This is a genomic window from Celeribacter ethanolicus, from assembly GCF_001550095.1.
In the GTDB taxonomy this organism is placed as follows: domain Bacteria; phylum Pseudomonadota; class Alphaproteobacteria; order Rhodobacterales; family Rhodobacteraceae; genus Celeribacter; species Celeribacter ethanolicus.
The window spans coordinates 38573-52841 of record NZ_LRUC01000036.1; the positions used below are offsets into that span (position 1 = coordinate 38573).

The 14269-nt window shown below is 63.0% G+C and carries 10 protein-coding genes; 8 read left to right on the top strand and 2 right to left on the bottom strand.

Annotated features, from left to right (window positions below; all coding sequences use genetic code 11):
* Positions 1-9: 9 nt before the first annotated feature.
* The 8 genes from NH195_RS13145 (at position 10) to NH195_RS13180 (ending at position 12405) form a co-directional block, all read left to right on the top strand.
* Entirely contained in the window at positions 10-744 is a 735-nt protein-coding gene (locus NH195_RS13145; protein WP_066707660.1) for a F0F1 ATP synthase subunit B family protein, read from the top strand.
* Positions 737-2251: a F0F1 ATP synthase subunit alpha gene (locus NH195_RS13150; protein WP_066707662.1), complete on the top strand. Its 1515-nt coding sequence runs from the start codon at positions 737-739 to the stop codon at positions 2249-2251. The genes NH195_RS13145 and NH195_RS13150 overlap by 8 nt, the downstream gene beginning before the upstream one ends.
* Entirely contained in the window at positions 2248-3087 is an 840-nt protein-coding gene (locus NH195_RS13155; protein WP_066707663.1) for a F0F1 ATP synthase subunit gamma, read from the top strand. The genes NH195_RS13150 and NH195_RS13155 overlap by 4 nt, the downstream gene beginning before the upstream one ends.
* A gap of 12 nt (positions 3088-3099) precedes the next feature.
* Positions 3100-4074, top strand: a complete 975-nt coding sequence (locus NH195_RS13160; RefSeq protein ID WP_066707666.1) for an LOG family protein — start codon at positions 3100-3102, stop codon at positions 4072-4074.
* Positions 4071-5450, top strand: coding sequence for an MBL fold metallo-hydrolase RNA specificity domain-containing protein (locus tag NH195_RS13165; RefSeq protein ID WP_066707669.1), 1380 nt, complete (start codon positions 4071-4073; stop codon positions 5448-5450). The genes NH195_RS13160 and NH195_RS13165 overlap by 4 nt, the downstream gene beginning before the upstream one ends.
* 154 nt (positions 5451-5604) lie before the next feature.
* A complete protein-coding gene (locus NH195_RS13170) occupies positions 5605-9060 on the top strand; it encodes a transglutaminase family protein (RefSeq protein WP_066707672.1) in 3456 nt (1151 codons plus the stop codon).
* A 30-nt stretch (positions 9061-9090) separates the two neighbouring features.
* The gene (locus NH195_RS13175; RefSeq protein ID WP_066707675.1) at positions 9091-11511 is read left to right on the top strand and encodes a circularly permuted type 2 ATP-grasp protein; all 2421 of its coding nucleotides are present in this window, start codon (positions 9091-9093) and stop codon (positions 11509-11511) included.
* Positions 11512-11514: 3 nt separating this feature from the next.
* Complete coding sequence (locus NH195_RS13180) at positions 11515-12405, top strand: transglutaminase family protein (RefSeq protein ID WP_066707678.1); 891 nt, start codon at positions 11515-11517, stop codon at positions 12403-12405.
* Here NH195_RS13180 and NH195_RS13185 read toward each other — a convergent pair.
* Together NH195_RS13185 and ygiD are read right to left on the bottom strand one after the other, a co-directional pair.
* Entirely contained in the window at positions 12402-13367 is a 966-nt protein-coding gene (locus NH195_RS13185; RefSeq protein ID WP_066707680.1) for a glutathione S-transferase family protein, read from the bottom strand. The two genes, NH195_RS13180 and NH195_RS13185, sit on opposite strands and share 4 nt — an antisense overlap.
* 11 nt (positions 13368-13378) lie before the next feature.
* Positions 13379-14197, bottom strand: coding sequence for a 4,5-DOPA-extradiol-dioxygenase (ygiD, locus tag NH195_RS13190; protein WP_066707682.1), 819 nt, complete (start codon positions 14195-14197; stop codon positions 13379-13381).
* Positions 14198-14269 lie beyond the last annotated feature (72 nt).

Consider the following 14269-nt stretch of genomic DNA (forward strand, 5'->3'; position numbering starts at 1 on the left):
GGGCATTTTATGACCATCGACTGGTGGACCTTAGGTCTTCAGACCGTCAACGTCCTGATCCTTTTGTGGATTCTGGCGCGGTTCCTGTTCCGTCCCGTGGCGAAGATCATCGCGGAGCGTCAGGCTGCCGCGCATGCGGCGCTGGATGAGGCCGAGGCGGCGAAACACGCCGCAGAAGCCGCCCGTGCCGAAGCGGAGGCCGCCAGGCAGGCGGTTCTGAGGGAGCGTGCGGAGAAAATCGCCGAGGTGCGCAAGGACGCCGAGGCCGAGAAACAGCGCCTCATGGCAGAGGTCCAGGCCGAACTGGACAAGGCGCGCGGGCAGGCGAAAGACGAGCTGGCGCGCCAAGGCAGGGCACAGCAAGAGGCGCTGTCGGAACAGGCCGGGGTGCTGGCCGGTGACATTGCCGACCGGCTTTTGGCGCGTCTGCCGAAAGAGGCGCGCGTGGCGGGGTTCATCGACGGGCTTGTGGAGGCCGTGGCGCAATTGCCGGAGAGCACGCGGGCAGGGATCGGGTTGCACGGTCCGGTGCCGCTTCGGGCGGCGCAGATGCCGACGGAGGCAGAGATCGCCCAACTGCGCGCTGGGCTTGACACGACCCTTGGGCGCGCGGTCGAGATCGAAGTGACGGAGGCTCCCGAACTGATTGCCGGTCTCGAACTCGACACGGCCACGGCCATCGTGCGCAACCATTTCCGCGCCGATCTGGATCGTATCACGGCGGAGGTGCGCAAGCATGACTGAGACCCCGGAGAACTGGCTCGACGAGAAACGTGTGAGACTGGCGCAGACCGCTCTGGCGCCGGAGGCCGAGCCCGTCGGCTGGGTCGCTCGTGTCGCCGACGGCATTGCGCAGGTCACCGGCCTGCCGGATGTCGCGTTGGGCGCTCTCTTGCGGTTCGAGAACGGCGGCTATGCCTTTGCGCATAGTCTCGATCGTGACGAAATCGCGGCTGTCCTGCTCGACGATACCGCCTTGGTGGCGGTGGGTGAACGGGTGTCCGACACCGGCGATGTGCTGCGTGTGCCGGTGGGAGAGGCGCTTTTGGGGCGTGTCATCGACCCATTGGGGCGCCCGATGGACGGTCGCCCCGCGCCGCAGACCACGGAAACCCTGCCGGTCGAACGCCCTGCGCCGGAGATCATCGAGCGCGATCTGGTCTCCGAGCCGCTGGAAACCGGCGTTCTGGTGGTCGACAGCCTGTTTGCGCTGGGCCGGGGTCAACGTGAGCTGATCGTCGGCGATCACGCGACGGGCAAGACCGCGCTCGCCGTTGATGCTATCGTGAACCAGAAGAACACCGATGTAATCTGCATCTACGTCGCCGTCGGTCAGCGCGCCACGGCGGTCGAGCGGGTCGTCTCCGCAGTGCGCGAACATGGCGCGCCGGAGCGGTGTATCTTCATGGTCGGCACGTCCTCTGCCCCGGCGGGTCTGCAATGGATGGCGCCGTTTGCGGGCATGACCATGGCGGAATATTTCCGCGACAAGGGGGAGGACGTTTTGATCGTGATCGACGATCTGACGCTGCATGCCGCGACACACCGCGAACTGGCTTTGCTCACCCGCGAACCGCCGGGGCGGGAGGCCTATCCCGGGGACATCTTCTACCTCCACGCCCGGCTTCTGGAACGGGCGGCGAAACTGTCGCCCGAGCTTGGCGGCGGGTCGATCACGGCGCTTCCCATCGCCCAGACCGATGCGGGCAACTTGTCGGCCTATATTCCGACCAACCTGATCTCGATCACCGACGGTCAGATCGTTCTGAACACCCATCTGTTCTCCGCCAACCAACGTCCCGCCGTCGATGTCGGGTTGTCGGTCAGCCGGGTCGGCGGCAAGGCGCAGAAACCTGCACTTCGGGCGGTATCGGGCCGGGTTCGGCTCGATTATGCGCAGTTTCTGGAACTCGAAATGTTCACCCGGTTCGGCGGGATTTCCAATGCGCGGGTCAAGGCACAGATCGCGCGCGGGGAACGCATCCGCGGCCTTCTCACCCAACCGCGCTACAGCGGCTTGCGGTTGGCCGATCAGGTGGCCTTGCTGGCCTCCCTGGCCGATGGCGCCTTGGACGAGATTGCACCGGAGGCAATCCCGGTGTTCAAGTCGCAGCTTCCCGGTTGGCTCGACCGGACAGCGCCGGAACAGGTCACGGCGGTGATGCAAAGTGGCAAGCTCGACGAGGAGGTGCGTGGCCCTCTGGTGGCGGCGGTCAAGGCGTTAGTGCAGACACTCGAGGTCCCGTCATGAGTGAACGCTTTGCCGAGATTTCCGCGCGGATCGAGACGGTTCACAAGCTGTCGTCGGTGATCACGGCGATGCGCGGGATCGCGGCCTCGCGGGTGCAGGACGCGCATCAGCATCTTGACAGCATCCGAACCTATGCCGCCACCATCGGCGCGGCGATCGGACAGGCGTTGACGCTTCTGCCGCCGCCCGATGCCGGGGGCAGTGCGGGCAGGACGGGCCGTAACGCGGTTCTGGTGTTCGCTGCCGAGCAGGGGTTTGCCGGGACCTATTCCGAGCGGGTGTTCGACGTGGCGAAAGGGGCGCTTTCGGAGGAGGCGGAGTTGTTCCTGATCGGGGATCGTGGCCTGTCGGTGGCGGAGGACCGGGGGCTGAGCGTCGCTTGGTCCGCGCCGATGATCCTGCATGCGGCCCAGACCGCGACGCTGGCCACGAAGATCACGGAGGCGATCTTTGCCGAACAGGGGCTCACGCGCGTCAGTCTGATCCATGCCTGTCCCGGGGGCACGGAAGAGATGAAGATTGCGATCAAAACCCTGGTGCCCTTCGATTACGGGCGCTTTCCAGAACCCAAGACACGGGTGGCACCGGAGATCACCCTGCCGCCGGGGAAACTCTTGCAAAGCCTTGTGGAAGAATACATTTTTTCCGAGTTAAGCGAGGCGGTGATGCTCTCCTTCGCGGCGGAGAACGAGGCCCGGATGCGGGCGATGATCGCGGCGCAGGAAAACACCGAGGAGACGCTGGAAGAGATGATCAAGACCTCGCGGCGGCTTCGGCAGGAAGAGATTACAGGCGAGATCGTGGAGCTTGCGACCGCAAGCCTCATGCAGGCCTGAGGAGGAGGGCCGATGGCCAAGACAGAGGACATCCGCGCGCGCAAACCCTTGCCCGTGCGGGAGGACATGCGGGAGATCGAACTGCCGGAGTGCCTGCCGAAATCGGAGCAGGAGGACGTGCAGGCGCCGGAGCTGATCCGCCGCATCATGGCTAGTCCGAACTATCGCCTGGCGGACGAGGACGTGGATTTCCTCAACGAAGACGAGATGCGCGGCGCGCGGCTGATGCTCGACTATCAGAAGGCGGAAATGCTGTTGCAGGAGCAGGGCATTGCCCATTCCATCGTGGTCTTTGGCGGGACGCGCATTCCGGAGCCCTACGTGGCGCGAGCGAGGGTGGATGAACTGCGACGCGAATGTGCGGCCTGTCCCGGGGATGCGGAGCTGAAACAGAAACTCGCGATTGCCGAGCGGGTGGCGGCGAAAAGCCGGTATTACGACGTGGCGCGCGACTTTGGGCGTCTCGTCGGTGCCGAGGAAGGACCGCACGGCAACCGTCTTGTCGTCGTCACGGGCGGCGGGCCGGGGATGATGGAGGCGGCGAACCGCGGCGCAAGCGAGGCCGGGTCGCGCACCGTGGGTCTCAATATCAACCTGCCGCGCGAACAATTCCCGAATCCCTATATCACGCCGGGCCTGTGTTTCCGGTTCCGCTATTTCGCCCTGCGCAAGCTGCATTTCCTGCTGCGCGCCCGGGCATTGGTGGTGTTTCCTGGCGGCTATGGCACGCTCGATGAGCTGTTCGAGACGCTGACCCTGATCCAGACCCGGAAAATCCGCCCCGTACCGGTGATCCTCGTTGGGCGGGACTATTGGAGCCGGGTGTTCGATGTCGATTTCCTCATGGAGGAAGGCGTGATCGACCCTGAAGACCGCGATCTGTTCTGGTTCGCGGAAGAGGCGCAGGAGATCTGGGACGACATCCTGCGCTGGTATGCGCGCACCGGGCGCGATCTCGTCGCCCCGCCTGAAAGGAGACCGGAATGAAAATTTCCTTCCACGGAGCCGCCCGCGAGGTGACGGGCTCGTGCCATCTGATCGAATGCGGGGGCAAGAAGATCCTTGTCGATTGCGGCATGTTTCAGGGTGGGCATGAGCTTCATGACGATAATGCCGCGGAGTTCGGATTCAATCCGAAAGACATCGACGTGGTGTTGCTGACCCATGCCCATCTCGACCACTGCGGGCGTTTGCCCTTGCTGGTGAAACGCGGCTTTGACGGCGAGATCATCGCCACATCGGCCACCCGCGATCTGGCGCGGCTTGTGATGATGGATTCCGCGCATCTCCACGAAGAAGAGGCGCGGCGGCACCATCGTCATGGCGAGCGGGGCGGTCACAACGAGCCGCTCTATGACACGATGGATGCGCTCGATGCGGTCGACCTGTTCGGGCGCAACGCGGCCTATCGCCAGCCGATTCATCTCTTTCCCGGCATCACGGCGACCTATTTCGACGCGGGCCATATCCTTGGCTCCGCCTCAATCCGATTGGAGCTGTCGGAGAACGGGCGGCGCAAGGTTGTGCTGTTCTCGGGCGATCTCGGACCACAGGAGCGTCCGCTTCTGAACAACCCGGTGCCGCCGGACGATGTCGACGTGGTGATCATGGAGACCACTTACGGCGATCGTGATCACCGCAGTCTGGAGGCCTCGGTCGAGGAGTTCTACGATGCGGTCAATGCGGCGGATGCCCGTGGCGGCAATGTCATCATCCCGACCTTTGCTTTGGAACGGGCGCAGGAATTGCTCTGGTTTCTTCGCGACGGTATGACCAAGGGGCGCATCCGGCGCTCGATGGCGGTGTTCCTCGACTCGCCGATGGCGATCTCTGCGACGCGGATTTTCAAACGCCATCAGGATGTCATGCGCCCGGAGCTGCGCGATCAGTTTCGCGCGGGCAAGGACCCGTTCGATCTGCCGGAGCTGCATTTCACCCGTGAGGCGCAGGATTCGATGGCGCTCAACCGCATCCGTTCCGGTGCGGTGATCATGGCGGGGTCGGGCATGTGCACTGGCGGGCGGGTGCGTCACCACCTGCGTCATAACCTGTCACAGGCGGATTGTTCCGTGATTTTCGTGGGCTACGCCGCCGAGGGCACTTTGGCGCGGATCATCATCGACGGGGCGAAAGAGGTGAAACTCTTCGGCGAGATGATCCCTGTGCGGGCGCAAATCCATACGATCAACGGATTTTCCGCCCATGCCGATGCCGACGATCTTCGGCACTGGCTGGGGCAGACCGGCACGCCGGAACGTGTGTTCCTCGTCCATGGCGAGGCCCGCGCGATGAAGGCCTTTGCCGAGACGCTGGATGTGCCGGAGATCGAGATGCCCACCGTGGGGCAGAGTTTCGATCTCTGAGGTGAGACCGTCGACGAAAGTGGCGATGAAAAATTAGGCGCCCTGCCCGAATCTCCCGCGATTCCGGCAGGGCGTTGCGTTTTCGCCGTGAAGCCATCGGGACCGCCTTCTAATCTGGCTGCAAACCAGACTGCGAAAGGGCGAAGGCAGGACTATGGCGATCTACGCATCCATTCATCACGTCACCCATTACAAATACGATCGCAACGTCGAGCTTGGCCCCCAGATCATCCGCCTGCGCCCCGCGCCGCATTCGCGCACCCGGGTGATTTCGCATTCGCTCAAGGTGACGCCCGCCGGGCATTTCGTGAACCACCAGCAAGACCCTTACGGCAACTGGCAGTCCCGCTTCGTCTTCCCGGAACCGGTGCGCGAATTCAAGATCGAGGTCGATCTGGTCGCGGATATGACCGTCTATAACCCGTTCGATTTCTTCGTCGAGGAAAGTGCGGAACATTGGCCGTTCGAATACCCGGACGATCTCAAGGACGATCTGGTGATCTACCGCACGCCGGAGCCCGAAGGTCCGCTTTTGGCGCAATTCATGGGCGCGCTCGATTTCCCGAAAGATGGGGAAAAGGTCCGCACGGTCGATTTCCTTGTCGGGCTGAACGCCAGGATTTCCGATTTCGTGGATTACACCATCCGCATGGAACCGGGGGTGCAGACGCCGGATGAGACGCTGTCGTGCAAATCCGGGTCGTGCCGCGACAGTTCCTGGTTGCTGGTGCAGGTGCTGCGCCATCTGGGTTTTGCCGCGCGCTTCGTCTCCGGTTATCTCATTCAGCTCAAACCCGATCTTGAGGCGCTCGATGGGCCCTCCGGTACGGATCACGATTTCACAGACCTGCACGCCTGGTGCGAAGTCTTCCTTCCCGGTGCGGGCTGGATCGGGCTCGATCCGACTTCCGGGCTTTTGACCGGGGAAAGCCATATTCCTCTGGCTGCGACGCCGCATTATCGCAACGCAGCGCCCATCGCCGGGGGCTTTTCCTCGGTCGGCACGCCCGAGGTCACCTTCGATTTCGACATGCAGGTCAAACGCGTGGCCGAACATCCCCGGATCACCAAACCCTTCTCGGAGGAAAGCTGGGATCGGCTCAACGCGCTGGGACACAAGGTGGACGAGGCGCTGAAAGAGGGCGACGTGCGCCTGACCATGGGCGGCGAGCCGACCTTTGTGTCGATCGACGATTTCGAGAGCGATGAATGGAATACCGCCGCCGTCGGGCCGCAAAAACGCGGATTGGCCGACAAGCTGATCCGGCGTCTCAGGGATCGCTTTGCGCCCGGTGGTTTCCTGCATTACGGGCAGGGCAAATGGTATCCGGGCGAAAGCCTGCCGCGGTGGACCTTTTCACTCTATTGGCGTCATGACGGCAAACCGGTCTGGAAGAATCCCGATCTGATCGCCAAGGAAGACACGCCTGCCCCCGCCGGGGCGAAAGAAGCGGGCGATTTCATGAAAAGCTTTGCGGCGAACCTTGGCGTCGATCCGGAGAATGCCCAGCCTGCTTATGAGGACCCCGGCGAGTGGATTTTGAAGGAATCGCTCCTGCCGGAAAACGTCACGCCGGAGAACAACAAGCTCAAAAACCCCGAAGATCGCGCGCGTTTCGCCCGCGTGTTCTCCCGTGGCCTGACAGAACCGTCGGGCTATGTTTTGCCGATCCAGCGGTGGCAATCGAAAGCGGGGTCGAGCTGGCTCTCCGAGCTTTGGAAAACCCGACGCGGGCATCTGTTTCTGATCCCCGGTGACAGCCCGGTGGGCTTCCGCCTGCCGCTCAATGCCTTGCCCTATATCCCGCCCGCCGCCTATCCCTATTCCTACCCCGCCGATCCGATGATGGATCACGCGCCTCTGCCGGATTTCCATGCCGCACTCGACGAACGCCGCAAAAAGGTGCGCGAAGAGATCGCCCAGATGGAACGGGAAGAGGCCGCGCGCATCGCATTGGAGGCCAAGGAGCGCGCCGAGATGCTGCCCGAAACCACGGGCGAGCGCAGTCAGCCGGTGTCCGAGGCGCAGAGCGACGGTGTGGAACGGCAAAGGATCATGGCGCAGGGCGTCGATCCGAAAGGCGGTCAGGTGCGGACCGCGATCACCATCGAGCCGCGCGACGGACGTTTGTGCCTGTTCATGCCGCCCTGTGAGACGTTGGAGGATTATCTCGAACTGCTCGCCACGGCGGAAACCACCGCCGAGGAGCTTGGCCTGCCGATCCATATCGAGGGCTATTCCCCGCCGCACGATCCGCGTCTCAATGTCATTCGCGTCGCCCCCGATCCGGGTGTGATCGAGGTGAACATTCATCCGGCCCATAGCTGGGACGATTGTGTGGCGACGACCGAAGCGATCTATGAAGAGGCGCGCCAGTCGCGGCTTGGCGCCGACAAGTTCATGATCGACGGGCGGCACACCGGCACAGGCGGCGGCAACCACGTTGTGGTCGGTGGCGCGACGCCGTCGGACTCGCCTTTCCTGCGGCGTCCGGATTTGCTCAAGTCGCTGATCCTGATCTGGCAACGGCACCCGTCGCTGTCCTACCTGTTCTCGGGTCTGTTCATCGGCCCGACCTCTCAGGCCCCGCGCATCGACGAAGCCCGCCACGACACGCTCTACGAGCTGGAAATCGCGCTGTCGCAGATCAAACCGCCCTCCGAGGCCGCCGTGCCGCCCGCGTGGCTGGTCGACCGTCTCTTGCGCAACATGCTCACCGATGTGACCGGCAACACCCACCGGGCAGAAATTTGCATCGACAAACTGTTCTCCCCCGATGGGCCGACCGGCCGTCTGGGCCTTGTCGAATTCCGCGGTTTCGAGATGCCGCCGGACCCGCGCATGTCTCTGGCGCAGCAGCTTCTGTTGCGCGCCATCATCGCGCGCTGTTGGAATGTGCCCATTGAGGGCAAGCCGGTGCGCTGGGGCACGGTGCTGCACGACCGCTTCATGTTGCCGCATTACCTCTGGGATGACCTGCTCTCGCTTCTGGCCGATCTCAAACATCACGGGTTCGACATGGACCCGGAATGGTACAAGGCGCAGGCCGAGTTCCGTTTCCCCTTCTGCGGTCAGATCGAAGCGGAAGGCGTGCATCTTGAGGTCCGCCAAGCACTTGAGCCTTGGCATGTGCTGGGCGAAACCGGCGCCATCGGCGGCACGGTGCGTTACACGGACAGCTCCGTCGAGCGACTTCAGGTCAAGATGACGACGCTGCATCAGGACCGCTATCGGATCATGTGCAACCGCCGCCCCGTGCCTTTGGCGAAAACCCAAACCTCCGGTGTTTCGGTCGCGGGCGTTCGGTTCAAAGCCTGGCAACCGCCTGAAGCGCTGCACCCGGTGTTGCCGGTCAATGCGCCGCTGCATTTCGACATTTATGACGATTGGAGCGGGCGTCCGATTGCGGGCTGTACCTATCACGTCGCGCACCCTGGCGGGCGGAACTACGACACCTTCCCCGTCAATGGTAACGAGGCAGAGGCGCGGCGTCTGGCGCGGTTCGAACCTTATGGCCATACCCCCGGAAGCTATACGCCGGGAACCGAAGTGCCGCACCCGGAGTTCCCCTTGACGCTTGACCTCAGACGGCCCATTGGGCTCATCTGAGGTATCTGACGACGAGACCGGACTTTCGCAATGACGCAAAACCCGATACGGGTCTCCGCCCAGCCGGACCTGTTTGCCTCCTATGGGCAAACCTCCGGTGTGGCCGACGAGCTGTTCGACGCCACGGGCCAGATGCGGCCCGTGTGGCGCCGTTTTGTCGATCGGTTTTCCCGGCTGTCTCCTGAAGACATCCGCGCCCGCTTTGAGCGCGGGGATCAATACCTGCGCGATGCGGGCGTGTTTTTTCGGCAATATTCCAACGATCCCCTCGCCGAACGCGCCTGGCCGCTGTCGCATATTCCGGTGATCCTGCATGAGCTGGAATGGGAGCATATCTGCGCGGGTCTGACGCAACGCGCCGATCTGCTCGAACGAGTGATGGCCGATCTTTACGGCCCCGGCAGCCTTGTCAGTGACGGCCACTTGCCCGCGGAACTGGTGGCGCGCTCGCCGCAATGGTTGCGCCCGATGGTGGGGGTTGAGCCGCGCGGCGGGCATTATCTGCATTTCATCGCCTTCGAGATCGGGCGCTCGCCGGATGGCTCGTGGTTCGTTTTGGGCGATCGCACGCAGGCACCTTCGGGGGCGGGCTTTGCGCTTGAAAACCGGATGGCGACGGGGCGGATTTTCCCCGAACGCTTCCCGCGCGCGCATATTCACAAACTGGCCGGGTTCTTCAGCGCCTTCCGCGAGGCGACCGAGGAGCTGGCTTCGCCGTCCTACAAACACCCGCGCATGAGCGGCATCCTGACGCCCGGACCGTCGAACGACACCTATTACGAACATACCTATATCGCGCGCTACCTCGGCATGATGCTGCTCGAAGGCGAGGACATCGTGGTCGAGAATGGTGAGGCCATGGTGCGGACCATCGAGGGGTTGCAGCCGCTTGGCATGCTCTGGCGCCGGATCGACGCCCTGTTCGCCGATCCGCTGGAATTCAACCCCACCTCGCAGATCGGCACGCCCGGTCTGATGGAGGCCGTCCGCACCGGGCATCTGGCGATGGCCAATGCGTTTGGCTCGGGTGTCTTGGAAATGCGGGCGATGATGGCGTTTCTGCCCCGGATCAGCGAGGTGCTGATGGGGGAGGCTCTCAAACTGCCGAACATCGCGACGTGGTGGTGCGGTGGTGTGAACGAGCGCAACTATGTGCGAGACAATGCCCAAAACATGCTGATCAGCCCGGCGGATGCGGTGGACTTGCCCTTTGATCTTGGCGCGACCACGGCGCTGGGCGGCGAGTTCCGCGGCACGGCTATGGGGTCTATTGCTGACTGGCTCGATCGCGAAGGCGACCGGTTGGTGGGACAGGAGGCGGTGACGCTCTCGACCACCCCAGCTTGGGATGACGATGGTGAAAGCGGAAGCCTCGTGCCGCGTCCGATGACCGTGCGGGTCTTTGCGGCGCGGACTGCGCTGGGTTGGCATTTCATGAAGGGCGGCTACGCGCGGATCGGCAGTTCCGACGACGCCACGGCGCTTGCGATGCAGCGCGGCGGGTCCGTGGCCGACGTTTGGGTGGTCTCCGACCGGCCTCTGCCGAAGGAAGGTCCGAAGCGTCAGGTGGAAGGCAATTATCGCCGCGTCAGCCCCGGCGTGCTTCCGGCGCGCGCCGCCGACAATCTGTATTGGCTCGGGCGCTATATGGAGCGGACCGAGGATGCCGCGCGTCTGGTACGGGCCTATCATCTGCGGCTGGCAGCGACCGACAACCGCAACGATCCGCGTCTGAAGATGTTGCGCGACTATCTCGAAGGCTTCGGTATCGACCTTGCTCAGCCCATGCCCGAAGCTCTGATCACCCGGATCGCGGCGGCGCGCAATTGTGCCATGCGGGTGCGGGACCGGTTCTCGACCGATGGCATGTCGGCGCTTGGCGATCTGTTGAAAACCGCGACGCGGATGCTTGAAACGGTTCAGCCCGGCGATGACAGTGCGCGGGCTATGTCGGTTTTGGTGCGCAAGATCGCCGGGATCACCGGGCTCGTGCATGAAAACATGTATCGCTTTGCGGGCTGGCGGTTTCTGAGTTTCGGGCGTGCCCTTGAACGTGCCGATGCGATGGCCGCCCTTCTGGCGGCGTTTTCCGATCCGAAAGCGCCCGAAGGCTCGCTCGATCTTGCGGTCGAGGTGGGCGATTCGATCATCACCCACCAGCGTCGGTATCGTGTTGAGAGCAATCGCGACACGGTGGTCGATCTTCTGGCGCTCGATGCCGACAACCCGCGCGGGTTGTTGTTCCTCGTGCGGGAACTGCGCAAACATGCCGAGGCTTTTCCCAACGCACAGCTGCATGGCCGTCCGTCGGAATTGCTCCGGGTGATCCTGCCGCTTGAGACCGGGATCGCCTGTGCCCGGACCGAGGAAATGACGGTGGCGCGGTTCAATGCGATCCGGGGCGAGTTGGCGCGCATCTCCGATCTGCTGTCCTCGATCTATTTGAGGTAAGCCATGCTTTATGATGTCAGCCTGACCATCGACTATAGCTATGATGCCGCCTCCGACCGGACGCGTAACATCCTGCGGCTTTTGCCCTCCGATATCCCCGGCGTGCAGACCGTGCGGCAAAGACTGCTAACGGTCCATCCGCGCCCGCAGGAGCGCCGCGACGGGCGCGATTTTTTCCTCAACGAAACCAGTATGGTGGCGTGGCACCGGCCGATTGACGCGCTGAAACTGCAACTGACCGCCCGGATCGAACGGTTTGAACCGGCACCGATTTTCGACTTCTCACCGCCGCTCGACGAGTTGCATCATGAGCTGTTGATGGTGCCGTCTCTCGCCCCGGAAGCGCCGCATCATTTCATCGCCGCCTCGCCGCGCGTCGCGCTTTCGGGGGCGATTACGGAGTATGCCTGGGAGTGCCTGAACGAAGGCGTGACCGCCTTGGGTGCGGTCGAGGCCGTTGGGCGGGCGCTCAATCGCGACATGGCTTTCGATCCGGAGGCGACCGATGTCGATACGCCGCCCGAGGAGGCGTTTGAGAAACGCCACGGCGTCTGTCAGGATTTCGCCCATGTGATGATTGCGGCCCTGCGCGGCATTGGCATTCCGGCGGGGTACGTTTCGGGTTTTCTGCGCACCTTCCCGCCGCCGGGTCAGCCGAGGCTCGAAGGCGCGGATGCGATGCATGCCTGGGTGCGCGCCTGGGTTGGCAACCAATTGGGCTGGATTGAATTCGACCCGACGAACAATCAGTTCGCCGGGACGGATTACATCACCATCGGCTATGGCCGCGATTACGAGGACGTGGCCCCCGTCCGGGGCGCGATGCGCACCTCCGGCGGGCATGAAACCTCACAGGCGGTCGATGTGCTGCCGATCGAAGAAGGCGCGGCTTAGACCGACGCCAGAAGGGCTTCGATATGCGCCGGCCCTGTGGGGCGAATGCCGGTGGGATTGAGCGCCTTGATCGAATAATAGCCTCGCGTGATGTGATCCATATTCACCGTTGCCCGGATGCCCGGAAGGCGCAGAATGCGCTCCATATAGGCCGAGAGGCGAGGGTAATCCGCGATCTGTTTGCGATTACATTTGAAGATGCCGTGATAGGCGGCATCAAAGCGGATCAGGGTCACGAAGGTGCGAATATCCGTTTCGGTCAGATGTTCGCCGAACTGGTAGGTGCCGGTGAGCCGGTCTTCCAACGCTTCCAGCATCTCGAACACGCCCTCGACCGCCTCATCGTAAGCCTCCTGCGAAGAGGCAAACCCTGCCTTGTAGACCCCGTTGTTGAGCTTGTCGTAGATCTGCGGGTTCAGCGCGTCGATCTCGCCTGCGAGCTCCTCCGGGTAGAGCCGGACATCCGAGGGCACGAGATGTTCAAACGCGGTGTCGAGCATGCGGATGATGTCGGCGCTCTCGTTGTTGACGATGGTTTCCGTCTTGGTGTCCCACAGAACCGGCACCGTGGCCCGCCCTGACACATGCGGATCGGCGCGGGTGTAAAGCTCGTGAAGATAGGCGGCCCCATACAGCGGATTGGCCACGTCGGCGCCCGGATAGCCGCCGAATTGCCACCCCTGATCGGTCAGCGTCGGGTTCAGCACCGTCACGGGAATGATTTCTTCGAGCCCTTTGAGGGCCCGCGCCATCAGAGTGCGCGAGGCCCAGGGGCAGATATAGGCGACGAAAAGCCGGTAACGCCCGGCTTCCGCCTTGAAACCGCCCACACCCGTCGGCCCCGCAGAGCCGTCCGGCGTGATCCAGTTGCGAAAGCTCGACACTTGCCGCACGAAGCGGCCTTTCTTGTCGGCCTTCTGAACCGGGGTCCAGTTTTTCGTCCAAACGCCTTCAACAAGCATGATCGGCCCTCTCAGTAATAGACGAAGCTGCGCATCGAGACGGAGCCGATGTCGATCGAGTCGTTCATGAACAGCAGATGGTCGTCTTTGTCCGAAGCCCCCGCGATGGTGAGCGCAGGCAGGTAGTGATCAAGCGACGGGTGCGCCATTTTCAACAGATTGCCGAGCCCTTGCCGGTCGCTCAGCGTGGCGTGGTCGCGCATTTGCAGACGGTCGGCAAAGAGATCGTCGAATTCTTCGGCCCAGTCATAGGGCTTGCCGCCCCAACGCATGGTGCGCAGGTTGTGAACCACGTTGCCGGAACCCAGAATCAGCACGCCGCGATTGCGCAGCTCCTTGAGTGCCTGTCCGATCTCAAGATGATGCGGCAGGTCCTTGGTCATGTCGATCGACAGTTGGAACACCGGCACATCGGCGCCCGGATAGAGGAATTTCAACACCGACCACGCGCCGTGATCAAGCCCCCAAGTGTCGTCGCCTGCGGCATGGTGGCTGGCCAGCAGGCTCACCACTTCTTTCGCCACATCGGGCGCACCGGGGGCAGGGTATTGCTGGGCGAAAAGCTCGTCCGGGAAGCCATAGAAATCATGGATGGTTTTCGGCATGCGCGAAATATCCACCAGCGTCGAGCCCCGGGTCATCCAGTGCGCGGAGACCACGAGGATCGCCTGTGGATGCGGCAGGGCATTGCCGAGCGCAGACCAGCTGCGGGAATATTCGTTGTCTTCGATGGCGTTCATCGGGCTGCCATGGCCGAGGAACACGACCGGCATGCGGTCGGAGGATTTCAGGCTGTCTTTGAGCTGACGAAGCTGTTGTACGATGCTCATGGTCGTCTCCTTTCATCGCTCTTCCGATCTGGGATCGGGGCGCGAGCGGTCTGATGTCTTGCATAGAAGATG